The sequence below is a fragment of the Micromonospora okii genome, assembly GCF_020884795.1.
Taxonomy (GTDB): domain Bacteria; phylum Actinomycetota; class Actinomycetes; order Mycobacteriales; family Micromonosporaceae; genus Micromonospora; species Micromonospora okii.
On the sequence record NZ_BBZF01000012.1, the window covers coordinates 568,878 to 593,876 of the forward strand.

Sequence of the window (24,999 nt, forward strand, 5' to 3'; positions counted from 1 at the left end):
TCGAGTGGGGCAGGTTCGGCCATAGATGATTCGAATGTGAAGAGGATGGCGTGAAAAACTGGGCGGGCGGGCCCGGCGGCGTGCCAGAATGCCCCGTGCAACACGCTGCGCGAGTCGTACCGCTACGGCGACGGCCGCCGGCACGACGAGCACCTGCACGCCCGCCTCGCGACCGACGGTTGACCGGCACGGCGGACGGCCCCGGGGGCATCCCCGGGGCCGTCCGTCACTGCGATCACCGGGCCGCCGGCCCGGCCTCGGTGACCGGTGGGCGCATCAGCCGGGCGTCGCGCCGGCGGGCGTCAGGTGCAGCCGCCCCAGCAACTGCCGGGCCTGCTCGGCCACGTCGGCGTCGACGGTGACCGCGTACTGGCCGGCGCGCAGCGAGCTGGCGGAGGTGAAGTCCCGCTGTCCGCCGGTCATCGCGTGCGCCACCGCGCCGAACACCGCGCCCCAGATCGCACCGACGACCAGGCCCACGAGGATCACCGCCACCCAGTTCCCGGCGGTGAAGATCCCGAACAGCAGCCCGATGAACAGGCCGAACCAGGCGCCGGTGCCCGCGCCGACCAGCGCCGCCCGGCCCGTGGTCATCCGCCCCAGCACGGTCTCGACCAGGGTGAGGTTCGTCCCCACGATCGCGGTGCGCTCCACCGGGAACCGGTTGTCGGCCAGGTGGTCCACCACCCGCTGCGCCGACGGGTAGTCCGGATACGACCCGATCGTCACGGTCGGCGGCCCGGCCTGCGGGCCGTGCCCGTCGCCGCTGGGCGGGGCGGGGCGGCCCGCCGGACCGGGCGGGAGGTCGCCGCCCGGTCCGGCGGGGTGCCGGGCGAGGTTCGGTGTCGAAGGTCTGGTCATGAGCCTCCTCCTTCGTCAACCGCCCGCGTTCCCGCGGTCGCCCGGCCGTAACGCCCCGCCCGCTCCCGTGGGGGATCAGGCGCAGGGCGCGCCGTTGAGGGTGAAGCCGCCCGGCGTGGGCAGGCTCGCGCCGGAGTACGTGCCCTGGAAGCCGACGCTGACCGTGCCGCCCGAGGGGAGGCTGCCGTTCCAGGGGGAGTTGCGGACGGTGATCCGCTCGCCGCTCTGGCTCCACTCGCCGCTCCAGCCGTTGGTCAGCCGCACGCCGGGGCCCGCGGTGAAGGCCAACGTCCACGAGCTGAGGGCCGCGCCCCGGTTGGTCACCCGCAGCTCGGCGGTGAACCCGCCACTCCAGGTGTTCGGGGTGAAGGTGACCGCGCAGCCCTGGGACGGCGGCGTGGTCGGCGGGCCAGTGGTGGGCGGGGGAGTGGTCGGGGGCGGCGTGGTGGCGGGCGGCGTGGTCGGGACGGGGGTCGTCGGGACCGGCCCGGCGGCGACCGCCAGGTCGTACGCCCGCTGCGGAACGAACTGGCCGGCGGCGGCGATGCAGCCGTCGGCCTCGCCGGGCAGCTTCACCCACAGGTACGCGTCGATCGCCGCGTCGCCCGTGGCCGTGGTGCTCGGCGTGCCGATGGCCCGCCCCGGCGGGTCGCACCACTCGGAGCCGGCCGGCCCGTTGCCGTTGCGGCTGGTGTCGACGACCGCCTTGAGCCGCGACACGCCGGTGGCGGCGATGACCTGCTTGGCGTACGCGACGGACTCCGCCGTGGTGCGGTAGTTGGAGACGTTGAGCGAGATGCCGTCGGCGCTGTTGGCGATGTCCGCCCCGTTGAGCCGCGAGGCGATCTCGGCGGGGGCGAGCCACGCCGAGTGCCCGGCGTCGAAGTAGACCCTCGCCTGCGCGGAGCCGGCCTTGAGCTTCTTGCCGGCGTACGCCATCGACGCCCGGGTCTCGGCCTGCTGGCTCGCGTTCTGGCAGCTCGTCATGAGCGGGAGCACGTCCGGCTCCAGCACGATGGTGGCGGGGCGCCCGGCCAGCCCGGCGGCCACCTGGTCGACCCACTGCCGGTAGGTGGGGTGGTCGGGGGCGCCGCCGGTGCTGGCGCCGCTGCAGTCGCGGTTGGGGATGTTGTAGACCACCAGGATCGGGATCCTGCCCGCCGCCGCGGCGGCCCTGACGAACTGGTCCACCTCGCCGCGTACGGTCGAGGTGTTGGTGGTGGTGTACCAGCGGGCCTGCGGCACGGTGGCGATCCGGTCGCGGATCACCGCGGCGCGCTGGTCGCCCGGGTTGGCGGCCACCCACCGGGCGGCGTTGGTCTGCGGGTCGACGTAGAACGCGGAGTCGGCGGCGGCGGCCGGCGCCGAGTCCAGGAGGCCGACCGCGACGGTGGCGGTGAGCGCGGTCGCGGTCGCGGCCAGGGCCGCGAGCGCCGGTCTGCTTCTCATGGGCATCCCTCACGGATAGACGGATGTGCGTGGAAGCGCTCCCACGCGGATGTTTCCGTCAAGGTACGCGCCCATTGCGCCCGTGTGAAGACCCCGCCTCGCCCGCCCCGCCCGGCGCGGCGGCCCCCGGCCCACCAGAATGGCGGTATGCGCCTCGTCGTCACGGCCGACACCCACGTGCCGAAGCGGGCCCGCGACCTGCCGGAACAGCTCTGGGCGGCGATCGACGCCGCCGACGTCGTGCTGCACGCGGGCGACTGGGTCGACGTGGCGCTGCTCGACGCCGTCGAGGCCCGCGCGCGCCGCCTCGTCGGCGTGTACGGCAACAACGACGGGCCGGAGCTGCGGGCCCGGCTGCCCGAGGTGGCTCGGGTGGAGCTCGACGGGCTGCGGGTCGCCGTGGTGCACGAGACCGGCCCGCGCGCCCGCCGCGAGGAGCGCTGCGCCGCCGCGTACGGCGACGTCGACCTGCTCGTCTTCGGCCACTCCCACATCCCGTGGGACACCGTCGCCCCGGGCGGGCCGCGCCTGCTCAACCCCGGCTCGCCCACCGACCGGCGGCGCGAACCGTACGCGACCTACGTCACCGCGCAGGTGGCGGCGGGGCGGCTCGACCGGGTCGAGCCGCCCCGCCTGCCCCGCCGCTGAGCCGCCCGGCTCACCGGCCCGGCGGTCCCCGGCGCGCGCGGCGGGACGGGTCGGAGCCGGGCGGGGCCTACCATCACCCGATGGGAGCGGACCGGGCACGGGTCGTGGTGGTCGGGGCGGGCATCGCCGGAGTGGCGTGCGGCGCGGAGCTGGCCCGCGCGGGCGTCCCCGTGCGGATCTACGAGCGGGCCCGGGTGGCGGGCGGCCGGATGGCCAGCAAGCGGTTCGACGGCCGCCCCGCCGACCTCGGGGCGGCGTACTTCACCGTCAGCGACCCGGACTTCGCCCGGGTGGTACGCGGCTGGGAGGCCGCCGGGCTGGCCCGGGAGTGGACCGACACCTTCGTGGCGTACTCGGCCGACGGCCGGCGCGAGGCCCCCGGCCCGGTGCGCTGGGCCGCCCCGCGCGGGCTGCGCTCGCTGGTCGAGCACCTGGCCGCCGACCTGCCCGTGGCGGTCGACCGGCTGGTGCTCGGCGTCGAGCCCGGCCCGCACGTCGACGGGGAGCGCTGCGCCGCCGTGGCGCTCGCCCTGCCCGGGCCCCAGGCGGCGCTGCTGCTGGACCCGGCGCTCGCGGCGGCCACCGCCGCCGTCGCCGCGCAGCGCTGGTCGTCGACGCTGAGCGGGGTGCTGCGCTTCCCGGCCCGCTCCTGGCCCGCCTTCCGGGGGGCGTTCGTCAACGACCACCCGTTGCTGCGCCTGGTCTGCGACGACGGCGACCGGCGCGGCGACGGCGCGCCGGTGCTCGTCGCGCACACCACGCCCGGGTTCGCCGCCGGCCACCTCGCCCAGCCCACCGGCGCGGCCCCGGCCGTGGAGCAGGCCGTGCGCGACCTGCTCGCCCTGCCCGAGCGCGCCGCGCACGTGCACGTGCACCGCTGGACGTACGCCATGCCGGCCGCCCCCGCCGGCGACGCCACCTACCACCTCGACGCCGACGGGATCGGGCTGGCCGGCGACGCCTTCGGCGCGCCCCGCGTGCAGACCGCCTGGCGCTCCGGCCGCGACCTGGGCCGCGACCTGGCCGCCCGCCTGCGCCCCTGACCGGCGCCGGCCGCCCGGTCAGGCGCTCGCCGTGGCCGCCTCCCGCTCGGAGGGGTCCTGGCTGCGCTCGCCCTCCCGGTCGAGCAACTGCATCACCGGCGTGGCGGCCACCCCGTGCACCACCACCGAGACGACCACCACCAGCCCGACCGTCGCCCAGACCAGGTCGGCCTGCGGGAAGTCGGCCTTCGTCGTGGCGTACGCCAGGTAGTAGAACGAGCCGACCCCCCGGATGCCGAACAGCGAGATAACCCAGTGCTCGGCGCGCCGCCCCGGCGCGCCGCGCAGCGACACCCAGCCGACCAGCGGCCGGACCACGAACAGCAGCGCCAGCCCGACCAGCGCCGCCGGCCAGGTCAGCGGGGCGAGCAGGCCGCCGACCACCGCGCCGCCGAAGAGCAGCAGCAGCAGTACGGTGAGCAGCCGCTCGACCTGCTCGGCGAAGTCGTGCAGCACCGAGTGGAACTCGTTGGTGCGCTCGGCCGACCGGATCGCCCGCGCCGCCACGAACACGGCCAGGAAGCCGTAGCCGCCGATCACCTCGACCAGCCCGTACGCCAGGAACGTGGCGGCCAGGGCCAGGAAGCCCTCGGCGTGCCGGGCCAGCCGCAGCCGGCTCGGGGCGCGGAAGAACAGCTTGCCGAGCAGCCACCCGACCAGCAGCCCGCCGCCCACGCCGGCGGCCAGCTTGTAGAGCACGTCGACCGTGAACCAGTCGGCGAACCACCCGCCCGGGGCGAGGCCCGTGGTGGCGATCGCGATGGCCGCGTACACGAAGGGGAAGGCCAAACCGTCGTTGAGCCCCGCCTCCGAGGTCAGCGCGAAGCGCACCTCGTCCTCGGAGTCCTCCGCGTCGGTCGGCTCGCCGACCTGCACGTCGGAGGCGAGCACCGGGTCGGTCGGGGCGAGCGCCGCGCCGAGCAGCAGCGCGGCGGCCGGCACCAGCCCCGCCCACCACCAGCCGAGCAGCGCCACCGCCGCGATGCACACCGGCATCGCGATCGCCAGCAGCCGCCAGGTCGACGACCACTTAGCCCAGCTCAGCGGCCGGTCGATCTTCAGGCCCGCGCCCATCAGCGCGACGATCACGCCGATCTCGGTGAGGTGCGTGGCGATCTCGGGGTAGCGCAGCGGGTCCGGCTTGGGCAGGCCGGTCGGCAGCAGGAACACCAGCACGCCCAGGCCGAGGAACGCGATCGGCATGGACAGGGGCCGGTGCTCCAGCACCCGGGGGAGGATCCCGGCGAGCAGGGCGCCCAGCCCCACCACCGCGAACGCGACGTCTACCGGCTCCACGGCATCACCCTTCCGCCCGGCCCGCGCGGCGCGGGCAGGCGGTGACGGACCTTGCCCAGTGAACGACCGCCGTATGCGCGCTGTCCCAAAGCGATCCCGTGCCGCATCCGGCGGCGGTGTCGCCGAGCGCCCCTGCCGTGCGTACGAACCGGCCCCTGCAGGGGCCGCGTGGTCCCGACCCGGGTTGGGTCAGGGACCGGCCGCCGTGGCGACCGTCAGCCCAGCCTGGCGATCGGCGAGGTGGACAGGGACTTCAGCAGGTCGGCCGGGTCGTCGTAGACGGCGACCGCGCCCGCGCCGGCCAGCTCGCCCCGGCTGGTGCCGCCGCAGGTCAGGCCCACGCAGGGGATGTCCAGCTTGCCGGCGGCGGCGACGTCCCAGACCGAGTCGCCGACGAAGACCACCCGGGACGCCTCCAAACCCGCCTGCTCCAGCGCGGCGACCAGGATGTCGGGCGCGGGCTTGGTCTCCTCCGCGTCCGCCGCGCAGGTGACCGCCTCGATCACGTCGTCGGCTGCCAGCGCCCGGCGCAGCGCCCCGACCTCGTGCTCGGCGGCCGAGGTGGCGAGCACGACCCGCAGGCCCCGGTCGGCGCAGGCGCGCAGCAGGTCGGCGGCGCGGGGCAGCGGGGTCAGCCGCTCCCAGTACTCGCCGTAGAGGGTGCTGTGGGCCTCGCGCAGCTTGCCGTCGGCGCCGCGGTCCCGTTCGGGGCCGAGCAGGTGGTCGAGGAGCTTGTCGGCGCCCATGCCGATCGAGCGGTGGATGGTCGCCATCGGCACCGGCCGGTCGTGCTGCCGCAGCGCCTCCCACCAGCTCACCGTGTGCAGGTAGGTGGTGTCGACCAGGGTGCCGTCGACGTCGAGGAGGACGCCGCGAGGATTGTCGGTGGCCATGCGCCCCTCCTACCCGGCCGGCGGCGTGCCGACGCGTGGCGGCTCGGCCGGAATGAGGATCTCGAACCACACCGTCGAGCCGCGCACCGTCGGGTCGGTGCCCCACGCGTCGCTGAGCTGCTCGATCAGGCCGAGCCCCCGGCCCCGGCTGCTCAACGTGTCGGTGCGGGCCCGGGTCACGGTGCCCCGGGTGCCGGAGTCGGCCACCGACACCAGCAGCCGCTCCGGGCTGAGGTCGATCTCGACCCGGGCGGCGGTGCCGGCGTGCAGCAGCGCGTTCGTGGTCAGCTCGCTGGTGCAGAGCACGGCGGCGCCGACCACACCCTCCGGCACCTGCCAGTCGGTGAGCTGGGCGGTCATCCAGTGCCGCACCCGGCTCGGCGCGGTGGGCTCCGCCGGCACCTCCATGCTCGCCGAGCGGCTGGGGATCAGCGCGTGCTCTACCGCCAGCACCGCGACGTCGTCCTCCGTGGCTCCCGCGACGGCGGCGGTCGCCACCGCGCACAGCGCCCGGGGGTCGCCGCTGGCCGCGCCGGCCACGGCCACGGCCAGGTCGTCCAGCCCGGCGGCGAGGCTGCGCCGCCGCCGCTCGATCACCCCGTCGCTGAACAGCAGCAGCGTGTCCCCGGGCGCGAACGGGACGGTGGTGGTGCGCGGGGTGCAGCCGAGCCCGAGCGGCGCGCCGGGCGGCACGTCCAGGTACGCCGCGACGGGCTCTCCGTCGGCCCCCGCACGCCGCACCAGCGGCGCGGGATGCCCGGCGCTGGCCAGCGTGAGCCGCTCCCGGTGGGCGTCGACGACGCCGAAGACCACGGTCACGAAGAGCTCCTGGCTGCCGGTCTCGGTGCCGAGGCTGGCCACGAGGCGGTCCAGCCCGGCGAGCACCGCGTCCGGCCGGGGGTCGGCGAGCGCCAGCGCGCGCAGCGCCGCCCGGACCTGCCCCATCCGGGCCGCGGCCTGCACGTCGTGCCCCGCCACGTCGCCGAGGACGACGCCCAGCTCCCCGGTGGGCAGCAGGAACGCGTCGTAGAAGTCGCCGCCGGCCGCGTTGCCGTCGACGCCGGGGTCGTAGCGGGCGGCGATCCGCAGCCGGGGCAGGTCCGGCAGGTGCTCCGGCAACATGCTGCGTTGCAGCAGTTGGGCGGTGCCGTGCTGGGTCTCGAAGCGGCGGGCCCGCTCGGCGGCCTGGCCGATCAGCTCGGCCGAGGCGGCCAGCAGGGCCCGCTCGGCGGCCGACCAGGGGCGCGCCGCGTGGTAGCCGACGGTCAGGCCGCCGCGCAGGGCCGAGGTCCGCAACGGCTGGGCCGCGAGCGCCCGTACCTTCTGGTCGTGCCGGTCGACGGCGATGTCCCGCAGCGGCTGCCCGTCGCCGACGAACTGGGGCACCCCGGTGCGCGCGGCGACGATCAGCGGGCCGGGGGAGTCGGCGGGGGAGCGGCGCCACAGCGGGGGCAGCCGCTCGTCGGCCTCGTCGAGCAACTCGCCGCGCACCCGCCGGACCGTGCGCCAGCCGGCGCCGTCGTCCACGCCGAAGGTGACCCGGTCGGCGTCGAACGCGGTGAGCAGGTAGCGCAGGGCGACGCGGGCGACGTCGTCGAGGGTGAGCGTGCCGGCGAGGGCGGCGGCGACGTCGCTGAGGCTCTGTAACTGCTCGGTGACGTGGCTGGTCTCGGCGGCGACGGTGAGCACCCCGACGACCCGCCCCGCGCTGTCGCGCACCGGGGAGTGCCCCCGGGTGAACACGGCCTGCTCGCGGGCACCCGGCCGGGCCCGGTCGAAGGGGAGGACGACCTCCTTCTCCAGGAACGACTCGCCCCGCCGGTAGGCGCGGGTGACCACGTCGCCGACGCCCGGCTCGCCCCAGACGTCGGCGAACACCTCGGCGGCCGGCCGCCCGACCGCGCCCGGGTGCCGGTCGCCGATCAGCGCCGCGTACCCGTCGTTGTAGAGCATCAGCAGGTCGTCGCCGTAGGCGAGCATCATCGGCACGGGCGAGGCGAGGACGAGGTCGACCACCCCGCGCACCGCCGGGTCCCACTGCTGGGGCGGACCGAGCGGCGTGGCGGCCCAGGGGTGGCCGAGGACGACGCCCGCCGCGTCGGCGGTCGCCGCCGTCGCGGCGGGCGTTGCTGGCGTGGGGACTCGCCCGACCGTGCCTGGCATGTCCGCAGCCTAACCGGAACGGGTCCGCGCCCGGCCCGGCCGTCGGGCCGGGCGGCGACGCGGACCCCGCGACCGGGTGGGGCCGCTGTCCATCCGTGCAGGCCAGCGCCCCTCTGGGAGGAGATGTCGGGAAATTCGGTACGGGTCGCGCGGCGTGCCGCCGGACGGGACGGGTATGCGCGCGCCGAAGTCCATGCGACAGGAGGGACACCATGCAGAGAACCCTCGCGGTCGGGCAGGTCGACATCGGTGATGCCCTGACCGATATGTGGAGGTCGGTGCTGCTCTTCATCCCGAGGGCGATCGCGTTCGTCGCGATCCTCGTGGTGGGGTGGCTCGTCGCCCGAGCGGTCCTCAAGATCGTGGACACGGTACTGGAACGGGTGGGGTTCGACCGCGCGGTCGAACGGGGCGGGATCCGACGTGCGCTGGAACGCACCAAGTACGACGCCAGCGACATCCTGGCGAAGCTGGCCTACTACGCCGTCCTGCTGTTCACCCTGCAGTTCGCCTTCGGGGTGTGGGGGCCGAACGCGATCAGCGACCTGATCCGGGGCGTGGTCGCCTGGCTGCCCCGGGCGTTCGTCGCGATCGTCATCGTCGTCGTGGCCGCTGCCATCGCCAACGCGGTGCGCGACCTGGTCACCGGCTTCCTGGGCGGGCTGTCGTACGGCCGGGTGCTGGCCGACGTGACGGCGATCTTCATCCTGGCGCTCGGCGTGATCGCCGCGCTGAACCAGGTGGGTATCGCCACCACGGTGACCACGCCGGTGCTGATCGCGGTGCTCGCCACGGTGGCCGGCATCCTGATCATCGGCGTCGGCGGCGGCCTGGTGCGGCCGATGCAGAACCGCTGGGAGGGCTGGCTGAGCCGGGCCGCCGAGGAGTCCCGCGCGCTGCGGGAGCACCGCCAGGCCCAGGCCACCGGGCGGGGCGACGTGGATCGGCAGATGGCCGACCGGGCCGGCGCCGAGCGCACCGGGCCCAGGCCGATGACCCAGGAGTCGATGTCCGGCGCCCGGGGCGGGCAGGGCACGTACCGCTCCGGCAACGCGCCGGGGGACGAGACCCAGCAGTTCGGTCGCCCGGGTAGCTGACGGGACGGCAGGCGACGGAGGGGGCCCGCGCGGGCCCCCTCCGTCGCGCGGACGCGGGCCAGGGTGTCACGGGCGCGCCGACGCGGGTCGGGGTCGGCTGCGTCGCACGGACGGACGCGGGCCGGGGCCCTACGGCGTGGGCAGCGGACCCGGGCGGGTGTCCAGGGAACGGGCCAGCGCGCAGACCGCGAGCAGGCGGGTGAGCAGCCAGTCCGGCTCCGACCAGTCCGCCGAGCGGGCGGGCGGCTGCCAACCGTGCTCGCGCGCCGCGTCCCGGACGCCCTCGGCGTACCCGGCGAGCGCCGACGCCGTCAGCGGCCGGCGGTCCCCGCCGAGGCTGTCCCGTACGGCGGCGGCGTGCTGGTCGACCTCCGCGAGCAGCCCGGGGCGGGCCGCGGCGGCGGAGAGCCCGGCCGTGCCGAGCGAGACGGTCAGCACGGCGAGGGCGGAGCTGGCGGAGTCCACGGCGGAGCGGCTCGGCGCCCGGTTCGACGGCACACGCATGAGGACCGAGGTTAACGGCCCGGTAACCGTCGCGACCTCGCCCGCTCGGTCGGTTACGAATCCCCCACCCATCGCCTGACCCCGGCCGACAGGATTGACCCGGCCGCGACGGGGCAGAAGGGGAACGAGGTCGACACCGGCGCGGCCGGCACCGTGGAGGAACACATGGGACAGCAGGACGGGCCCGACGAGCGGCACCGCCGCCCGGCCGGGGTGAGCGACGCCACCGTCGAGGCGCTGGGCAAGCTCAGCGAGGCGCTGGAGACCGTCGAGCGGGTGCGCGGGCACCTCTACTCGCTGCACCAGCTCGTCGGCCACGCCGACCTGATGCTGGACGACGCGGTGGAGAAGTTCCGCGCGGCGGGTCACGACGCCGTCGCCGACCGGATCGCCACCGACCTGGTCGGCCGCAACGTCATCGCCGGCCGGTGGACGTTCCAGATCGTCGAGGACTTCGACGACGGCTACTACGCCCTCTTCCGCGACCTGGACCGGCAGGCCCGCGACGAGCTGGCCGACGGCCGCCGACACCTGTACGAGGCGGAGATGAAGGAGCGGCGGCGTACCCGGGGCCGCCCGGGGCACGAGGCGCTGCCGGCGAGCGGGAGCTGACCGGCCGGCCCCCGGGCCGCTAGTCGGAGGAGGGAGCGCCCGCCGGGCGGCGGCGACTGGCGTCGTCGGCGATGATCACCGTGGCGACCATCAGGGCGACGCAGACGGCGAACAGCCACGAGTCGTCGGCGGCGAACCTGGCCGAGACCGGAGCCTGGACGGCGGCGAGCAGGAAGCCGAGCCAGGCGAGGCGGCGCTGACGAACGGTGAGGAACCCGGAGCCCTGTTGCATTCCGAAAGTCTTGCGCGATGTCGCCCGATCGCCGTCACCCGATCGGCCGATTCTGGATGACCTGACCGCTTTACCAACCTTACGTACCGGACATCTCGCCGGTTCGGGGGAAGCGGGCAGGGCGCTCCGCTGTTAGCGCCGCCACCGGCGGGCGCTCGGTGGCGCCCGCCGGCGGCGGCGGGGCGGGGAGGGCTCTCACATCGAGTCCGGGCCGGTCCGTCCCGTGGTCGACGGCCGGTACGCCCGATCGGCGTCGGTGCGCTCGCGCTCCCGCCCGGCGGGTGCCGCGCCCCGGTCCACCGCCTCCGGGCCGTGCCCGAACTCGGCCTCCTCGCCCGCGTCGTTGCCGGTCACGTCGTCGGCCTGCCCGTCGAGCGTCGAGCGGGCGATCGCCCGGTCCAGTTCGTGCAGGGGGACCCGTTCCTCGTCACGCCACACGTGGCTGTCGTTGTCCGTCATGCCTGTCGCGGTACCCGGGGCCCGTGATCGCAAACGGCCGGCACGGACGCGACGATGGCCGCCGGGGTCCGGCGGCCATCGGATGGATCGTGCGGGTGCCCGGGGGGATCAGGGCTGCGGGCGGTCGACCTTGCCCCGCCAGGCGCCGGTCTCCTGACCGCGCCGCTCGATGAACTGCTTGAACCGCTCCAGGTCGCCCTTGGCGCGGCGGTCGACGACGCCCAGCTTGTCGCCGGCCTGCTCCACCACGCCGTGCGGCTCGAACTCCAACTGGAGGGTGACCCGGGTCTTGGCCTCGTCGAGGCGGTGGAACGTCACCACGCCGGACTGCTGGGTGCCACCGGTGGACCGCCACGCCACCCGCTCGTCCGGAAGCTGCTCGGTGATCGCGGCGTCGAACTCCCGCTTCACCCCGGCGATCTCCACCGTCCAGTGGGTCATCGTGTCGGTGAGCTGCCGGACCTCCTGCACCCCCTCCATGAAGTGCGGGAACTCCTCGAACTGGGTCCACTGGTCGTACGCGGTGCGGATCGGGACGTCCACGTCGACGTGCTCGGTAACGCCGCTCATCAGCAAATCCTCCTCAGTGCGCCGGTGCGGGGTCCGGATCGTGGGCCGATCCGGGTCACCAGCGCGTCGTCTCGTTCTTGTTCCCGAGCGCGGCCCACACCTCGGAAACCGTCTGGTAACGGGTGCCCGGCGGCAGGCCCTCCAGGGCGGCGACGATGTCGTCCGGCGCGTCGTTGTCGCGCGCGTTGGCGACCAGCGTCTCCCGGTCGCCCGGCAGGGCCGTCATCGTGATGTAGCGCCCGAGCCGGCTGCGCTCGGCCACGTCGGTGGAGCTCATGCCCTTCGGGGCCCCGGTGCGCAGCTCGCCCGCCGGCGCCGTGGTCGCCTCCGGCTGGTCCTCGCCCGCGGGCTCGGGCTGCCGGAACTCGTCGACGCGCGAGCCGCCGGTGCCGGGGCCCTGGACCAGGCCGCTGACCTCCTGGCTCATCTGCTCGTCGACCCTCGGGCTGTGCTTGCTGCTGCCACGTTCCATGCCTTCTGCGCTACCCGGCGGGGCCGCCGGTAAACCGAAGGAGGGGCCAGAAAAGCCGCAAGCGGTCACGAAACGGCAGGCTCGGGCTCACCGTCGGCCGGGGCCCGGGGCGGCAGCACCGGCTCGCTCGGGTCCGGGTCGCCCGCCTGGATCGCCCGTCCGCGCTGCAACTCCGCGTTGATCTGCACGCCGAGCATCAGCGCCGAGTTGGACAGGTAGAGCCAGACCAGGAACGCGATCACCGCCCCGAGGCTGCCGTACGTGACGTCGTACGAGCCGAAGTTCGCCACGTACAGGCCGAAGCCGAACGACACGAGCGCCCAGGCGAACAGGGCCACCGCCCCGCCCGGGGTGAGCCAGCGGAACCGGGGCTGGCGCACGTTCGGGGCGATCCAGAACAGCAGCGACAGCAGCACCATCATCACCAGCGCCAGCACCGGCCACTTCGCGACGCTCCACACCGTCCGGGCCAGCCCGCCCGCGTTGACCAGGTCGCCCACGGCGTCGGTGACCGGGCCGCTGACGATCAGCCCGGTGGCCACCACCGCGAGCAGCACCAGCGTCACGGCGGCCAGGCCGATCTGCAACGGGCGCAGCTTCCACACCGGCCGCCCCTCCCGCACCCCGTAGATCGCGTTCGAGGCCCGGGTGAACGCCCCGATGAAACCGGAGGCGGACCAGAGCGCGCCGAGCAGACCGAAACTGAGCAGCACCTTCGCCCCGCTCTGCTGCTCCACCACACCCCGGACCACGCCCACGAAGGCGTCGTTGCCGACCACCGCCCCGGCGCCGACCTCCCGGGCCAGGTCGATCACGGTGTCCACCGTGCGCTCCCCGTCGGAGACCAGCCCGACCAGGGCGACCACCACGATCGTGGACGGGAAGAGCGCGAGCACCCCGTAGTAGGTGAGCGCGGCGGCCCAGTCCGAGCAGTTGTCCTCGACGAAGTTCCGCCCGCTGCGCACCAGCACCCCGCGCCAGGTGCGCCAGCTCAACTGGCGAACCCGCCGGGGTAGCCGCGCCGGCCGGCCGGTCGGCGCACTGCCCGCTTCCGTCGTCGCCGCCATGCCCGCTCCCTGCGCCCGCGCCCCGGGTGCCCGGCCACCCGACGCTCGCCGCCCGCCGGTACCCGCCCCCGAAAATCGACAAACCCCACCGGCCCCGCCCCGCCCCGCCTCACGGGCTGGGCACGCTGCCCGGGCCGGCGGCGGCTGCCGCTCAGGCGCAGACCGCCGATCCCGCCGGTCGCGTCCCGGCTGGCGCTCCCGTTGCCCGTTACCTTTTTTGATCAGCCCCCTGCCGGGACCCCGATCGCCCGGCCAGTCACCTTCTCGGCTCCTTTGGAGCTGAGTCGTCCGTGACATCGGGGCACAGTCGTCCGCGCAGTCGTCCGCACAGTTCGCCCACGCCGCCGTGGGACACGATCCGTCCACGACATCAGCTCCAAAGGGGCCGAGCGAACCCCACCGGGCCCGCTCCCGGCCGCCGCGTCACCTCGACCGCCGCAAGCCGGACGCGCGGGCGCGCCCGGGCGCGCCCGGTAGGGCGGGCGCAACGGGTGGAGCCGGTGGGCCGCCTGGTGGAGGTGGGGCGGGACGGGCCGGGGGTGAGGGTGGGAGGGGGCGGTTTCGGGGGGTGGGGCGGGGGAACCGTGATGGGTAGAGGAACCGACGCGGAGGAGGAGTCACATGCCCGGGCGCGAGGTACTGCCCAGCACGCTGCGGCGTTCCCCGGACAAGGCGCAGCGCACGTGGGAGAAGACGCACGACTCGGCGGTGGAGACGTACGGCGAGGGGGAGCGGGCGCACCGCACCGCCTTCGCCGCCGTGAAGCACGAGTTCGAGAAGGTGGGCGACCACTGGGAGCCGAAGGGCCGCAAGGGCCCCAGCGACCGGCAGGCGGCCGGCGGCGGGCCGGAGCGGCGGGCGCCCACGGCCGGCGGCGTGGACGCCAACGCCACCAAGGAGCACCTGATGGGGGTGGCCCGCAAGCTCGACGTTCGCGGCCGGTCCAGGATGACGAAGCCCGAACTGGTCAAGGCCATCGAGAAGGCCAACGACCGCAGCACCCGCAAGGCGCGCGACGAGCGACGGTGAGGACCGAGAGGGGGTACGGCGGCGCTCGACGCGGCCGTACCCCTCTCCGTGCCACGCGCACCCCTACCAGTGGCCGCCGCCCGGGGCCTCGATGTGTACGACCTTCGTGGCGGTGAACTCGTCCAGCAGTTCCGGGCCGTACCCGTAGCCCTGGCCGCTGCCCCGGCGCGGGTGGGCCGCGCCGCCCGGTGCGCCGCCGAAGACCGCGTTGACCTTGACGGTGCCGACGGGCAGTTCCCGGCAGGCGCGCTGGGCGTGGCTCATCGAGCCGGTGAGCACCGTGGCGGCCAGCCCGTACGGCGAGTCGGCGGCGCACCGCAGCGCCTCGCTGAACGAGTCGACCACGACCACCGGGGCGACCGGCCCGAACGTCTCCTGGCGTACGAGGGCCATCTCGTGCCGGCAGTCGGTGACCACCGTCGCCGGGTAGAACGCCCCCGGACTGTCCGGCAGCGTGCCCCCGGTGCGCAGCCGCGCCCCCTCCGCCACCGCCGCCGTCACCTGCCCGTGGACGTGGTCGCGGTGCCGCCGGTCGACCAGCGGCCCCAGCTCCGTGGCCGGGTCCCGTCCCGCGCCGACCCGCAGCGCCTCGGCCCGCCCCACCAGGGCGTCGGCGAAGTCCTCGGCGACGTCCCGGTGCGCGTAGATCCGCTCCACCGCCACGCAGATCTGCCCCGCGTTGGCGAACGCCCCCAGCGCCGCCTGCCCGGCCGCCCAGACCGGGTCGACGTCGGCGTCGACCACGAGGGGATCGCTGCCGCCGTTCTCCAGCAGCGCCTTCGCCCCGCTGCGGGCCGCCGCCGCGGCGACGGCCCGGCCGGTGGCGCTGGAGCCGACGTGGGCCACCACGTCCACGTCGCTCGCGGCCAGCGCCGCGCCGACCTCGCCGCCGCCGGTGAGCAGCGACAGCACCCCGGCCGGCAGCGCGCCGTCGAGCGCCCGCGCCAGCAGCCACCCGGTCGCCGGGGCCCGCTCGCTCGGCTTGTGCAGCACCACGTTGCCGGTCACCAGGGCCGCGCCGAGCAGCCCGCAGGAGATCGCCACCGGATCGTTCCACGGGGTGATCGCGGCGACCACGCCGCGCGGCTGCGGCGTCATGAAGTCGATGGTGTGGCCGCCCCCGAGCAGGGTGCGTCCGCCGCGCACCGGGGCCAGCTCGGCGTACTGTCGCAGGGTGCCGATGCCCGCCTCGACGCCGCCGCGGGCGTCCGCGAGAGGCTTGCCCATCTCGGCGGTCACCGCCGCCGCCAGCTCCTCCGCCACGGCCTCGACCGCGTCCGCGGCCCGGTGCAGCGCGGCGGCCCGCTCTGCCGGGGCCGTCGCCGCCCACCCGTCCGCCACGCCCCGCGCGGCCTCCACCGCCTTGCCGACCTCGTCGGCCGTCGCCACCGGCACCGTGCTGACCGGTGACCCGTCGGCCGGGTCGCGCACGACCAGCTCCCCGCCCTGGCCGCCCGCCCCCCACACGCCACCGATGAGCTGCGCAACCGTGTACATGCGGCGGTGCATCCCCCGGCCCCGGCGGGGCAAACGCGTTTCGCCCCGTCAGGGGCCGGGTAGGCGGATCGGATGATCGCCACCGGCACCCCCAGCGGCGCGGAGAGCGCCGACGCCGTCGTCGTCGGCGCGGGCCACAACGGCCTCGTCGCCGCCAACCTGCTGGCCGACGCCGGCTGGGACGTCCTGGTGCTGGAGGCCACCGGCGCGCCCGGCGGGGCGGTGCGCTCCGCCGAGGTGACCGCCCCCGGCTACCTCAGCGACCTCTACAGCTCCTTCTACCCCCTCGGGTACGCCTCGCCGGTCCTGGTCGACCTCGGCCTCGAGCGGCACGGCCTGAGCTGGACCCACGCCCCCGACGTGCTGGCCCACCTGCTGCCCGACGGGCGGGCCGCCGTGCTCAACCGCGATCTCGACGTCACGGCCGCCTCGATGGCGACGTTCGCGCCGGGCGACGACGAGCGCTGGCGGCACGCCTACGCCGACTGGCGGGACGTGTCCGGCCCGATGCTGGAGACCATCACCACGCCCTTCCCGCCGGTGCGCGGCGGGCTCGGCCTGCTGCGCCGGCTGCGGGTCGGCGGGGCGCTGCGGCTGGCCCGCCGCCTCGTCGTGCCGGTGCGCAAGCTCGGCGCCGAGCTGTTCGACGGCGAGGGCGCCACGCTGCTGCTGGCCGGCTGCGCCCTGCACACCGACCTCGCGCCGGAGGAGGCCGGCTCCGGCGTGTACGGCTGGCTGCTGGCCATGCTCGGCCAGCAGGTCGGCTGGCCGGTGCCGGTGGGCGGGGCGCAGCGGATCACCGACGCGCTGGTCGACCGGCTCACCGAGCGGGGCGGCCGGATCGTCTACGGCGCGCGGGTCGACCGGGTGCTCACCGCCCGGGGCCGGGCGATGGGCGTGCGCACCGTCGGCGGCGCGGCGTGGCGGGCCCGCCGGGCGGTGCTGGCCGACGTCCCGGCCCCCGCGCTCTACCTGGACCTCGTCGGCCCGGCCGCGCTGCCGCCCCGCCTCGTCGAGGACCTGGCCCACTTCCGTTGGGACGGCTCCACGCTGAAGGTCGACTGGGCGCTGTCCGGGCCGGTGCCGTGGGCCAACCCGGCGGTGGCCGGCGCCGGCACCGTGCACCTCGGCGCGGACCTGGACGGCCTGACCACGTACGCCGCCGAGCTGGCCCGGGGCGAGATCCCGAAGGACCCGTTCCTGCTGCTCGGGCAGATGAGCGTCGCCGACTCCAGCCACTCGCCGCCCGGCACGGAGTCGCTGTGGGCGTACACCCACCTGCCGTTCCGCCGTGACTGGCGGGCCGAGGACGTGGCCGCGCACGTCGAGCGGATGGAGGAGGTGTTGGAGGCCGCCGCTCCCGGCTTCCGCGCCCGCGTCGTCGGCCGGCACGTCGCCGGCCCGGCCGACCTGGAGCGGGGCGACCCGAGCCTGGTCGGCGGGGCGCTGGGCGGCGGTACCGCCGCGGCGTACCAGCAGCTCTTCCTGCGGCCGATCCCCGGCCTGGGCCGCGCGGACACCCCCGTGGACCGGCTCTACCTGGCCAGCGCCTCGGCCCATCCCGGCGGCGGGGTGCACGGCGCGCCCGGCGCGAACGCGGCGCGGGCGGCGCTGGCCCGCGACCGGGCCGTCACCGGCGGCCTCTACGCGGGTGTCGTCGGCGCGGCCCACCGGGCGATCTACCGCTGACCGGCGGGCCGGGGGCGGGGCGCCGCCGGCCGCTCGCGGTCGGGCGGCCGGTCGCCCCGGGTCAGCGCTCGATGTTGCGGTGCCGGGTGCGCAGCTTGAACGGCATCAGCGCGCTCTCGATCTTGGTGGCGGTGGTCATCTTCGACGCGCCCTCGCGGCGCTCCTCGAAGCGGATCGGCACCTCCAGGATGGTGTGCCCCAGCTTCGTGGCCAGGTAGTGCATCTCCACCTGGAAGCTGTACCCGTTCGACTGCACCCGCTCCAGCCCGATGTCGCGCAGCGCGTCGGCCCGCCAGATCTTGAAGCCGGCCGTCAGGTCCCGGATGCGCACCCGCAGCAGGGTGTGCACGTACAGGTTGGCCCAGCCGCTGAGCGCGCGGCGGTAGAGCGGCCACGCCTCGTCGAGCTGGCCGCCCGGCACGTAGCGGGAGCCGATGACCACGCCCGCCTGGGTGGAGAGCAGCGCGCCGAGCATCCCGGGCAGCGCCTCCGGCGGGTGGGACAGGTCGGCGTCCATCTGCGCCACGTACTCCGCGCCGTCGTCGAGGGCGCGGCTGATGCCGTCGACGTACGCCCGGCCCAGCCCCTCCTTGCCGGCCCGGTGCAGCACCGTGATCCGGTCGGGGTGCTCGATGGCCAGCTTGTCGGCCACCTCGCCCGTCCCGTCGGGGGAGTTGTCGTCGGCGACCAGCACCCGCAGGCCCGGCAGCGGCAGGGCGAGGAGCCGTTCGACCAGGACCGGGAGGTTCCCCGCCTCGTTGTAGGTGGGAACCACGACGGTCAGGCGTGCGTCCCGCCAGGGGGCGGGCAACTCCACGGGTTTGATCATGACGGACACCCTCGGTCTGCGGACACGTTCACTGAGAGGGTAGCCACTTGCCCGTTCCATGTCGTAATGGCTCCCCGTCCCGCACGCGTGACGGGCCGTGCAGCGGGACGAAAACCGGGCGAGCGGTGGGACGGAAGCCGGGCGAGCAGTGGGACGACAACCGGGCGAGCAGTGGTACGAAGCCGGGCGCGGCGGGGGAGGGGACGGGCGCGGCCTCAGCGGAGACGGCGGGCCAGGCCGGTGGCGGCGAGGGCGACGGTGAGCAGGCCGGCCGCCGACAGGGCCGGCTTGTGGGCGCTCACCCAGAGGGCCGCCGACCGGGATCGGGCCCGGTCGGTGAAGACCCCCTCGGCCCCGTGGTCGGTCTCGTCGTCCCTCGGTCGGTCCACGTTGTCCCGCCAGGCCGACGGGTCGATCGGCGTGCCGGTCTGCTGGCTGTCGTAGCCGTCGCGGGCCAGCATGCGGTCCAGCAGACCGGGGAGGAGGACGTTGCCGAGCCGGGCCCGCCAGGTCGGCCCGCCGACGTTCAGCTCGCGCGGGCCGTGGTCGGCGGCCCAGAGGATCGCCCGCGCCGCGACCTCCGGCGCGAAGATCGGCGGCACGGGCTGCGGGTGCCGGGGCAGGCGGGTCCGCACCCAGGAGAACTGCGGCGTGTTGACGGCCGGGAGCTGCACCATCGACAGCGCCACCCCCGGGTCGTCGCGCAGCAGCTCCGCGCGCAGCGAGTCGTTGAAGCCCTGGACGGCGTGCTTGCTCGCGCAGTACGCCGACTGCAACGGAATGCCCCGGTAGGCCAGCGCCGAGCCGACCTGCACGATCGCCCGCGCCCGCGCGGGCGCATGTGGTGCAGCGCGGCGAGCGTGCCGTGCACGGTGCCGAGGTAGTTGACCTCGGTGACCCGCCGGAACTCGGCGGCGGTGATCTCCCAGACCGGGGCGAAGACCGACACCATCGCGTCGTTGACCCAGACGTCCAGCCCGCCCGCGTGGTGCGCCAGGTCGTCGGCGGCCTGCTGCACCGCGCCGGCGTCGGCCACGTCCACCCGGTACGTCCGCACGTCGGCCGCGCCCCGCTCCCGGCACTCCCGCTCGGCGGCGGCCAGCCCGGCCGCGCCCCGGGCGAGCAGCCCGAGCCGGGCGCCCCGCTCGGCGTACGCGCGGGCCACCGCCCGCCCGACGCCCGCGCTGGCCCCGGTGATCATCACCGTCTGCGTCATCGCCCCGCCCTCCGTGGCGCCGCCCGACCGCCGCGCCGCCTCACCGTTCCACCTTCCGCTTGGCGATGTCGGCGAGCCGGCGCAGCGTCTCCTTGTTGCGCTGGTGCAGCACCAGGTCGTTGACCTTGTTGCGGACCCAGCGCAGCGGCCCGGCGGCGAAGTCCTCGCCGAGGCGCACGCGGGTCGAGCCGGTCCCGACCGGCTCCAGGCTGAAGGACACGATCGCCTCGCCCGCCGGCCACAGCCCGGCCCGGATCACCAGCCGGTGCGGCGGCTCGCAGAGCAGCACCGTGGAGCTGTCCTGGAGCGAGAACGGCCACGGCCCGGCCTTGTGGTGCAGTTGCGCGCCGACGCGGGGCCACGCCTCGTCGACGTCGCGCACGTGCACCGTGCCCACCACCCAGTCGCTGTACGTCCACCCGTCGGCCAGCACGTCGAAGACCTGCTGCGGGTCCGCCTCGATCACTTTCTCCACAATCGCCACATCGCCCCCGTACCCTGGCGGGCGTCCGGGCTAACGACCCGCGCGGGTTAGCTTCTCCGCGGCGGCGGGTATCGCCGCACCGCGGACACGCGCGCTCCGCCACGCCGTCGGGGCCCCTCGCCGGCCGGGTCGGCGCGGCGGCCCGGCGCCGGGGCGGCGACGTTTACTCCCCGGGGCGCAGGGAACGCGCCGCCCGTGCGACGGGACCAGAGGGAGCCGCAGCGGCGCGGGTCAGCCCGGGGCGACCCGGGCGCCCGCGGGCCTGTCCCGTTCGACGCGGTGCTGCTGGACCGCGACGGGACGCTGGTCGAGGACGTGCCGTACAACGGGGACCCGGAGAAGGTGCGGCCGTTGCCGGGGGCGCGGGAGGCGCTGGACCGGCTGCGGGCGGCCGGGCTGCGGCTGGGCGTGGTGACGAACCAGTCGGGCCTGGCCCGGGGATACTTCACGGCCGCGCAACTGGCCCGGGTGCACGCCCGGGTCGAGGAGCTGCTCGGCCCGTTCGACACGTGGCGGGTCTGCCCGCACGACGACGACGCCGGCTGCGGGTGCCGCAAGCCGGCCCCGGGCCTGGTCCGCGCCGCCGCCGCCGACCTGGGCACCACGCCGCAGCGGTGCGCGGTGGTGGGCGACATCGGGCGGGACATGACGGCGGCCCTGGCGGCGGGGGCGACCGGGGTGCTGGTGCCCACGCCGGTGACCCGGCCGGAGGAGGTCGCCGCCGCCCCGCACGTCGCGCCGACGCTGGGCGCGGCGGCGGAGGAGATCCTGCGCCGGCAGCGCGCGCTGACCCCGGCCGCGCCGCGTACGGGCGGGACGGTGCTGGTGGCGCGGTCGGACTCGGCCGGCGACGTGCTGGTGACCGGGCCGGGCATCCGGGCCGTGGCGGCGCACGCCGGGCGGGTGGTGCTGCTGTGCGGGCCGCGCGGCCGGGCGGCGGCGGACCTGCTACCCGGCGTCGACGAGGTCGTGGAGTGGCCCCTGGAGTGGATCGACCCGCGCCCCCGCCCGGTCGACCCGGCGCGCACCCGCGCGCTGGTGGAGCGGCTGGCGGCGGTGGGGGCCGACGAGGCCGTGCTCTTCACCAGCTTCCACCAGTCGCCGCTGCCCCTGGCCCTGCTGCTGCGCCTGGCCGGCGTGCCCCGCGTCGCCGCGATCAGCGACGACTACCCGGGCAGCCTGCTGGACGTGCGGCACCGGGTGCCGGTGGGGGTGCCGGAGCCGGAGCGCGCCCTCTCCCTGGCCGCCGCCGCCGGCTACGCCCTGCCCGCCGGCGACGAGCCCCGGCTGCGCCTGCGGCCCGACGCGGTGCCGGGGCCGCCGCCGGGCCTCGACCGCCCCGGGTACGTGGTGCTCCACCCCGGCTCGGCGTCCTCGGCCCGGGCCTGCCCGCCCGAGCTGGCCGCCCGGATCGCCGGCGCGCTCACCGGGGCGGGGCACCGGGTGGTGGTCACCGGCGCGCCCGGCGAACGGGAGCTGACCGCCCGCGTCGCCGCCGCCGGGCGCGCCACCGACCTCGGCGGGCGCACCGACCTCGCCGGGCTGGCCGGCGTCCTCGCCGGCGCCGCCGCCCTCGTGGCCGGCAACACCGGCCCCGCCCACCTCGCCGCCGCCCTCGGCGTGCCGGTGGTCAGCCTCTTCGCCCCCACCGTCCCCTTCGGGCAGTGGGGGCCGTACCGGGTGCCCACCGTCCGCCTCGGCGACGCCGACGCGCCCTGCCGCGACACCCGCGCCGCCACCTGCCCCGTCCCCGGCCACCCCTGCCTCAGCCGGCTGGACCCCGACGCGGCCCTCGACGCGCTACGCATCCTCGGCGTGCCCGGCGGCGGGGCGCGGGGCGGGACCGCCGGCCGGACCACCCGGGCCGCGACGACCGCCGGCGGGAGCGGCCGATGAACGTCCTCGTGTGGCACGTCCACGGTTCGTGGACCACGTCGTTCGTCCACGGCAAGCACCGCTACCTGGTGCCGGTCACCCCCGACCGGGGCCCCTACGGCCTCGGCCGGGCCCGCACCTACCCGTGGCCCGACGACGCCGTCGAGGTCGCCCCCGCCGAGCTGCGCCACGCCGACGTCGACGCGGTGATCCTCCAGCGCCCCGAGGAGTTCGACCTGGCCTGCGACTGGCTGGGCCGGCGGGTCGGCCGGGACGTGCCGGCGGTCTACGTGGAGCACAACACCCCCAAGGGCGACGTGCCGAACACCCGCCACCCGATGGCCGACCGCGACGACCTGCTGCTGGTGCACGTCACGCACTTCAACGCGCTGTTCTGGGACAGCGGCGTCACCCGCACCGCCGTCGTCGAGCACGGCGTCGTGCCCCCGGCCGTCGGCTGGACCGGCGAGCTGGACCGGCTCGCCGTCGTCGTCAACGAGCCGGTCCGCCGCTGGCGGGTCACCGGCACCGACCTGCTGCCCCGCTTCGCTGAGCTGGCCCCGCTGGACGTCTTCGGCATGGGGGTGTCCGGGCTCGCCGAGCGGCTGGGGCTGCCCGCCGACCGGATCGCCGTCCACGACGACGTGCCGCAGGACCGGATGCACGCCGAGCTGGCCCGGCGGCGGGCGTACCTGCACCTGTGCCGGTGGACCTCCCTGGGGCTCAGCCTCGTCGAGGCGATGACCCTGGGCATGCCCGTCGTCGCGCTCGCCGCCACCGAGGCGGTGGCGGCGGTGCCGCCCTCGGCCGGGGCGCTCTCCACCCGGGTCGACGACCTGCTGGAGGCCGCCCGCCGGTTCCTCGACGACCGGGACGCCGCCGCCCGGGCGGGCGCGGCGGCCCGCACGGCCGCCCGGGACCGCTACGGCCTGGAGCGTTTCCTCGCCGACTGGGACCGGCTGCTGGAGGAGGAAGTATGCGCATCGCGATGATCTCGGAGCACGCCAGCCCGCTCGCCGTGCTCGGCGGCGAGGACGCCGGCGGCCAGAACACGCACGTCGCGGAGCTCTCCGCCGCGCTTTCCGCCGCCGGCCACGACGTGCGGGTCTACACCCGCCGGGACGCGGTGGACCTGCCGCCCACGGTGCGCGGCCCCGGCGGCTACGACGTGGTGCACGTGCCGGCCGGCCCCGCCGAGCCGGTGGCCAAGGACGCGTTGCTGCCGCACATGCCGGCGTTCGGCCGGTGGCTGGCGCAGCGGTGGCGCGGCGGGGAGTGGACGCCCGAGGTGGTCCACGCGCACTTCTGGATGAGCGGCCTGGCGGCGCTGGCCGCCGGCCGGCGGACCGGGGTGCCGGTGGTGCAGACGTACCACGCCCTCGGCACGGTGAAGCGCCGCCACCAGGGCGCCCAGGACACCAGCCCCGCCGGCCGGATCGACCACGAGCGGGAGCTGGGGCGTGGCGTGGACCGGGTGATCGCCCAGTGCCGGGACGAGGTCGGCGAGCTGGTCCGCCTCGGGGTGCCCCGGTCGCGGATCACCGTGGTGCCGTCCGGGGTCAACCTGGCCACGTTCGCGCCGCTGGGCCCGGCCGCCGAGCGGACGCCCGGCCGCGCCCGCGTGCTGACCGTCGGCCGGCTGGTGGAGCGCAAGGGGTTCCAGGACGTGATCCGGGCGATGCCGCTGGTCCCCGACGCCGAGTGCGTGGTGGTCGGCGGCCCGCCCGAGGGGCTGCTGGAGACCGACCCGCACGCCCGCCGGCTGCGGGCCCTGGCCCGCTCGTGCGGGGTCGCCGACCGGGTGACCCTCGTCGGGGCGGTGCCCCGCGAGGAGATGGGCCGCTGGTACCGCTCCGCCGACGTGCTGGTCGCCGCCCCCTGGTACGAGCCGTTCGGCCTCACCCCGCTGGAGGCGATGGCCTGCGGGGTGCCCGTGGTCGGCACGGCCGTCGGCGGGCTCATCGACACCGTCCGCGACGGGGTGACCGGCGACCTGGTCCCGGCCCGGTCCCCCCGGGCGCTCGGCGTCGCGGTCCACCGGCTGCTCGACGACCGCATCCGCCGGTTCGCGTACGCGACGGCGGCCCGCGACCGGGCCCGGAGCAGCTACTCCTGGGCGACGGCGGCCGACCGGCTGGCCGAGGTGTACGGCGAGGTGGCGGCGGTGCGCCGACCCACCCGGGTGGTCGCCTGATGGCCGCCGCCCCCCGCGCCACCGGCTCCCGCGCCACCGGCTCCCGCGCGGCCGACCCCAGCGCGGCCGACTCCCGTGCCGTAGGCGCTCCTGCCACCGGCGCTCCTGCCGTCGCGCCGTCGGTGCTGGACGCGCACCTGGCCGACCTGGCGGCGGCGCTGGTGCCGTACCGGGGTTGCGAGGAGCTGCTGGCCCGCTGGGGCGGGGAGCTGGCGCACCGCCTGGCGGCCGGCGGCCGACTGCTGGTGGCCGGCAACGGCGGCAGCGCCGCCGAGGCCCAGCACCTCACCGCCGAACTCGTCGGCAAGCTCCGCGACGACCGCGAGCCGCTCTCCGCCATCGCCCTGCACGCCGAGACCAGCGCCCTGACCGCCATCGGCAACGACTACGGCTACGACGAGGTCTTCGCCCGGCAGGTCCGCGCCCACGGCCGCGCCGACGACATCCTCCTGCTCATGTCCACCAGTGGCGCCAGCGCGAACCTCCTCGCCGCCGCCTCCGCCGGGCGCGACGTTGGCCTGCGCTGCTGGGCCTTCACCGGCCCCGACCCGAACCCCCTCGCCGACGCCTGCCACGAGGCCCTCACCATCGCCTCCCCCCACAGCCAGGTGGTCCAGGAGCTGCACCTGGTCTCCACCCATGTGCTCTGCGAGTACGTCGACCGGGTGCTGCCCGCCGCGCTGGCGGCGGCGGGCCGGCCGGCGCGGGCCCCGGCCGACCCCGGGTCGGGGCCAGCCGGTGGCCGGCCGGTGCACGCGGGGGTCGAGGTGGTGCTGGACGACGGGGTGGCCCGAGACCCCGGGACGGGATGAGGGAGGCG

Annotated in this window: 24 protein-coding genes and 2 pseudogenes; 11 read left to right on the forward strand and 15 right to left on the reverse strand. The window is 76.3% G+C overall.

Annotated elements, in window-relative coordinates; translation table 11 throughout:
- Nucleotides 1–105: 105 nt before the first annotated feature.
- Nucleotides 106–183 (forward strand): annotated as a pseudogene (locus LPU43_RS02010) (GNAT family N-acetyltransferase); the annotation flags it as partial.
- Nucleotides 184–276: 93 nt separating this feature from the next.
- On the opposite strand, the gene LPU43_RS02015 reads toward LPU43_RS02010, so the two are convergent.
- Entirely contained in the window at nt 277–861 is a 585-nt protein-coding gene (locus LPU43_RS02015) for a general stress protein (protein WP_229398219.1), read from the reverse strand.
- A gap of 75 nt (nt 862–936) precedes the next feature.
- Complete coding sequence (locus LPU43_RS02020) at nt 937–2,310, reverse strand: glycoside hydrolase family 6 protein (RefSeq protein WP_229398220.1); 1,374 nt, start codon at nt 2,308–2,310, stop codon at nt 937–939.
- Nucleotides 2,311–2,457: 147 nt separating this feature from the next.
- On the opposite strand from LPU43_RS02020, the gene LPU43_RS02025 reads away from it, so the two are divergent.
- Together LPU43_RS02025 and LPU43_RS02030 are read left to right on the forward strand one after the other, a co-directional pair.
- Entirely contained in the window at nt 2,458–2,958 is a 501-nt protein-coding gene (locus LPU43_RS02025) for a metallophosphoesterase family protein (RefSeq protein ID WP_229398222.1), read from the forward strand.
- A gap of 80 nt (nt 2,959–3,038) precedes the next feature.
- Nucleotides 3,039–4,001, forward strand: a complete 963-nt coding sequence (locus LPU43_RS02030; RefSeq protein ID WP_229398225.1) for an NAD(P)/FAD-dependent oxidoreductase — start codon at nt 3,039–3,041, stop codon at nt 3,999–4,001.
- Between the two features lie 18 nt (nt 4,002–4,019).
- On the opposite strand, the gene LPU43_RS02035 is transcribed toward LPU43_RS02030, so the two are convergent.
- From LPU43_RS02035 to LPU43_RS02045, 3 genes are all read right to left on the reverse strand, one after another.
- On the reverse strand, nt 4,020–5,297 hold the full coding sequence (locus LPU43_RS02035; protein WP_229398227.1) for a cation:proton antiporter domain-containing protein: 1,278 nt from the start codon (nt 5,295–5,297) through the stop codon (nt 4,020–4,022).
- A 215-nt stretch (nt 5,298–5,512) separates the two neighbouring features.
- A complete protein-coding gene (locus LPU43_RS02040) occupies nt 5,513–6,190 on the reverse strand; it encodes an HAD family hydrolase (RefSeq protein ID WP_229398229.1) in 678 nt (225 codons plus the stop codon).
- A gap of 9 nt (nt 6,191–6,199) precedes the next feature.
- On the reverse strand, nt 6,200–8,353 hold the full coding sequence (locus LPU43_RS02045) for an ATP-binding SpoIIE family protein phosphatase (RefSeq protein WP_229398232.1): 2,154 nt from the start codon (nt 8,351–8,353) through the stop codon (nt 6,200–6,202).
- Nucleotides 8,354–8,565: 212 nt separating this feature from the next.
- Here LPU43_RS02045 and LPU43_RS02050 point away from each other — a divergent pair, with 212 nt between their 5' ends.
- The gene (locus LPU43_RS02050; RefSeq protein ID WP_229398234.1) at nt 8,566–9,450 is read left to right on the forward strand and encodes a mechanosensitive ion channel family protein; all 885 of its coding nucleotides are present in this window, start codon (nt 8,566–8,568) and stop codon (nt 9,448–9,450) included.
- A gap of 129 nt (nt 9,451–9,579) precedes the next feature.
- Here the strand turns inward: LPU43_RS02050 and LPU43_RS02055 are convergent, their stop codons facing one another.
- Nucleotides 9,580–9,954 (reverse strand): DUF6401 family natural product biosynthesis protein, encoded by a 375-nt coding sequence (locus LPU43_RS02055; RefSeq protein ID WP_229398235.1) that lies wholly within the window; start codon nt 9,952–9,954, stop codon nt 9,580–9,582.
- A 165-nt stretch (nt 9,955–10,119) separates the two neighbouring features.
- Here LPU43_RS02055 and LPU43_RS02060 point away from each other — a divergent pair, with 165 nt between their 5' ends.
- Nucleotides 10,120–10,566: a hypothetical protein gene (locus LPU43_RS02060; protein ID WP_229398237.1), complete on the forward strand. Its 447-nt coding sequence runs from the start codon at nt 10,120–10,122 to the stop codon at nt 10,564–10,566.
- A 19-nt stretch (nt 10,567–10,585) separates the two neighbouring features.
- Here LPU43_RS02060 and LPU43_RS02065 read toward each other — a convergent pair whose 3' ends face one another.
- The 5 genes from LPU43_RS02065 to LPU43_RS02085 form a co-directional block, all read right to left on the reverse strand.
- Nucleotides 10,586–10,798, reverse strand: a complete 213-nt coding sequence (locus LPU43_RS02065) for a hypothetical protein (protein ID WP_229398239.1) — start codon at nt 10,796–10,798, stop codon at nt 10,586–10,588.
- A gap of 195 nt (nt 10,799–10,993) precedes the next feature.
- The gene (locus LPU43_RS02070) at nt 10,994–11,257 is read right to left on the reverse strand and encodes a hypothetical protein (protein ID WP_229398241.1); all 264 of its coding nucleotides are present in this window, start codon (nt 11,255–11,257) and stop codon (nt 10,994–10,996) included.
- A 108-nt stretch (nt 11,258–11,365) separates the two neighbouring features.
- Complete coding sequence (locus LPU43_RS02075) at nt 11,366–11,827, reverse strand: SRPBCC family protein (protein WP_229398243.1); 462 nt, start codon at nt 11,825–11,827, stop codon at nt 11,366–11,368.
- A gap of 55 nt (nt 11,828–11,882) precedes the next feature.
- Nucleotides 11,883–12,299 carry a DUF2795 domain-containing protein gene (locus tag LPU43_RS02080; protein ID WP_229398245.1) on the reverse strand — a complete coding sequence of 139 codons (417 nt, stop codon included), beginning with the start codon at nt 12,297–12,299 and terminating at the stop codon, nt 11,883–11,885.
- Nucleotides 12,300–12,364: 65 nt separating this feature from the next.
- Nucleotides 12,365–13,366, reverse strand: a complete 1,002-nt coding sequence (locus tag LPU43_RS02085) for a YihY/virulence factor BrkB family protein (protein WP_229398247.1) — start codon at nt 13,364–13,366, stop codon at nt 12,365–12,367.
- Nucleotides 13,367–13,987: 621 nt separating this feature from the next.
- Here LPU43_RS02085 and LPU43_RS02090 point away from each other — a divergent pair.
- On the forward strand, nt 13,988–14,395 hold the full coding sequence (locus LPU43_RS02090) for a ChaB family protein (RefSeq protein ID WP_229398249.1): 408 nt from the start codon (nt 13,988–13,990) through the stop codon (nt 14,393–14,395).
- Nucleotides 14,396–14,458: 63 nt separating this feature from the next.
- On the opposite strand, the gene LPU43_RS02095 is transcribed toward LPU43_RS02090, so the two are convergent.
- Nucleotides 14,459–15,892, reverse strand: coding sequence for an aldehyde dehydrogenase family protein (locus tag LPU43_RS02095; RefSeq protein WP_229398251.1), 1,434 nt, complete (start codon nt 15,890–15,892; stop codon nt 14,459–14,461).
- Nucleotides 15,893–15,964: 72 nt separating this feature from the next.
- On the opposite strand from LPU43_RS02095, the gene LPU43_RS02100 reads away from it, so the two are divergent.
- Complete coding sequence (locus tag LPU43_RS02100) at nt 15,965–17,581, forward strand: phytoene desaturase family protein (protein ID WP_229398253.1); 1,617 nt, start codon at nt 15,965–15,967, stop codon at nt 17,579–17,581.
- A 61-nt stretch (nt 17,582–17,642) separates the two neighbouring features.
- On the opposite strand, the gene LPU43_RS02105 is transcribed toward LPU43_RS02100, so the two are convergent.
- The 3 genes and pseudogenes from LPU43_RS02105 to LPU43_RS02115 form a co-directional block, all read right to left on the reverse strand.
- Nucleotides 17,643–18,410 carry a polyprenol monophosphomannose synthase gene (locus LPU43_RS02105; RefSeq protein ID WP_229398255.1) on the reverse strand — a complete coding sequence of 256 codons (768 nt, stop codon included), beginning with the start codon at nt 18,408–18,410 and terminating at the stop codon, nt 17,643–17,645.
- A gap of 215 nt (nt 18,411–18,625) precedes the next feature.
- A pseudogene (locus LPU43_RS02110) lies at nt 18,626–19,626 on the reverse strand (SDR family oxidoreductase).
- A 40-nt stretch (nt 19,627–19,666) separates the two neighbouring features.
- Nucleotides 19,667–20,101: an SRPBCC family protein gene (locus LPU43_RS02115; RefSeq protein ID WP_308444908.1), complete on the reverse strand. Its 435-nt coding sequence runs from the start codon at nt 20,099–20,101 to the stop codon at nt 19,667–19,669.
- Between the two features lie 204 nt (nt 20,102–20,305).
- On the opposite strand from LPU43_RS02115, the gene LPU43_RS02120 reads away from it, so the two are divergent.
- Genes LPU43_RS02120 through LPU43_RS02135 form a run of 4 tightly spaced genes read left to right on the forward strand, consistent with a single transcriptional unit; the run spans nt 20,306 to nt 24,991 of the window.
- A complete protein-coding gene (locus LPU43_RS02120; protein WP_373321631.1) occupies nt 20,306–22,006 on the forward strand; it encodes an HAD-IIIA family hydrolase in 1,701 nt (566 codons plus the stop codon).
- Complete coding sequence (locus LPU43_RS02125; RefSeq protein WP_229398261.1) at nt 22,003–22,977, forward strand: glycosyltransferase; 975 nt, start codon at nt 22,003–22,005, stop codon at nt 22,975–22,977. Before LPU43_RS02120 ends, LPU43_RS02125 begins: the two co-directional genes overlap by 4 nt.
- The gene (locus tag LPU43_RS02130; RefSeq protein WP_229398262.1) at nt 22,962–24,179 is read left to right on the forward strand and encodes a glycosyltransferase; all 1,218 of its coding nucleotides are present in this window, start codon (nt 22,962–22,964) and stop codon (nt 24,177–24,179) included. The genes LPU43_RS02125 and LPU43_RS02130 overlap by 16 nt, the downstream gene beginning before the upstream one ends.
- A complete protein-coding gene (locus LPU43_RS02135; RefSeq protein WP_306416106.1) occupies nt 24,179–24,991 on the forward strand; it encodes a D-sedoheptulose-7-phosphate isomerase in 813 nt (270 codons plus the stop codon). The genes LPU43_RS02130 and LPU43_RS02135 overlap by 1 nt, the downstream gene beginning before the upstream one ends.
- Nucleotides 24,992–24,999: the final 8 nt, after the last annotated feature.

Excerpts from the sequence above, each read along its gene's own strand:
- LPU43_RS02030 (WP_229398225.1), top strand. The coding sequence starts at position 3,039 with ATGGGAGCGGACCGGGCACGGGTCGTGGTGGTCGGGGCGGGCATCGCC.
- LPU43_RS02135 (WP_306416106.1), top strand. The coding sequence starts at position 24,179 with ATGGCCGCCGCCCCCCGCGCCACCGGCTCCCGCGCCACCGGCTCCCGC.
- LPU43_RS02050 (WP_229398234.1), top strand. The coding sequence starts at position 8,566 with ATGCAGAGAACCCTCGCGGTCGGGCAGGTCGACATCGGTGATGCCCTG.
- LPU43_RS02020 (WP_229398220.1), bottom strand. The coding sequence starts at position 2,310 with ATGAGAAGCAGACCGGCGCTCGCGGCCCTGGCCGCGACCGCGACCGCG.
- LPU43_RS02080 (WP_229398245.1), bottom strand. The coding sequence starts at position 12,299 with ATGGAACGTGGCAGCAGCAAGCACAGCCCGAGGGTCGACGAGCAGATG.
- LPU43_RS02100 (WP_229398253.1), top strand. The coding sequence starts at position 15,965 with ATGATCGCCACCGGCACCCCCAGCGGCGCGGAGAGCGCCGACGCCGTC.
- LPU43_RS02040 (WP_229398229.1), bottom strand. The coding sequence starts at position 6,190 with ATGGCCACCGACAATCCTCGCGGCGTCCTCCTCGACGTCGACGGCACC.
- LPU43_RS02070 (WP_229398241.1), bottom strand. The coding sequence starts at position 11,257 with ATGACGGACAACGACAGCCACGTGTGGCGTGACGAGGAACGGGTCCCC.
- LPU43_RS02105 (WP_229398255.1), bottom strand. The coding sequence starts at position 18,410 with ATGATCAAACCCGTGGAGTTGCCCGCCCCCTGGCGGGACGCACGCCTG.
- LPU43_RS02125 (WP_229398261.1), top strand. The coding sequence starts at position 22,003 with ATGAACGTCCTCGTGTGGCACGTCCACGGTTCGTGGACCACGTCGTTC.
- LPU43_RS02015 (WP_229398219.1), bottom strand. The coding sequence starts at position 861 with ATGACCAGACCTTCGACACCGAACCTCGCCCGGCACCCCGCCGGACCG.
- LPU43_RS02025 (WP_229398222.1), top strand. The coding sequence starts at position 2,458 with ATGCGCCTCGTCGTCACGGCCGACACCCACGTGCCGAAGCGGGCCCGC.
- LPU43_RS02090 (WP_229398249.1), top strand. The coding sequence starts at position 13,988 with ATGCCCGGGCGCGAGGTACTGCCCAGCACGCTGCGGCGTTCCCCGGAC.
- LPU43_RS02130 (WP_229398262.1), top strand. The coding sequence starts at position 22,962 with ATGCGCATCGCGATGATCTCGGAGCACGCCAGCCCGCTCGCCGTGCTC.
- LPU43_RS02055 (WP_229398235.1), bottom strand. The coding sequence starts at position 9,954 with ATGCGTGTGCCGTCGAACCGGGCGCCGAGCCGCTCCGCCGTGGACTCC.
- LPU43_RS02095 (WP_229398251.1), bottom strand. The coding sequence starts at position 15,892 with ATGTACACGGTTGCGCAGCTCATCGGTGGCGTGTGGGGGGCGGGCGGC.
- LPU43_RS02060 (WP_229398237.1), top strand. The coding sequence starts at position 10,120 with ATGGGACAGCAGGACGGGCCCGACGAGCGGCACCGCCGCCCGGCCGGG.
- LPU43_RS02075 (WP_229398243.1), bottom strand. The coding sequence starts at position 11,827 with ATGAGCGGCGTTACCGAGCACGTCGACGTGGACGTCCCGATCCGCACC.
- LPU43_RS02085 (WP_229398247.1), bottom strand. The coding sequence starts at position 13,366 with ATGGCGGCGACGACGGAAGCGGGCAGTGCGCCGACCGGCCGGCCGGCG.
- LPU43_RS02045 (WP_229398232.1), bottom strand. The coding sequence starts at position 8,353 with ATGCCAGGCACGGTCGGGCGAGTCCCCACGCCAGCAACGCCCGCCGCG.
- LPU43_RS02065 (WP_229398239.1), bottom strand. The coding sequence starts at position 10,798 with ATGCAACAGGGCTCCGGGTTCCTCACCGTTCGTCAGCGCCGCCTCGCC.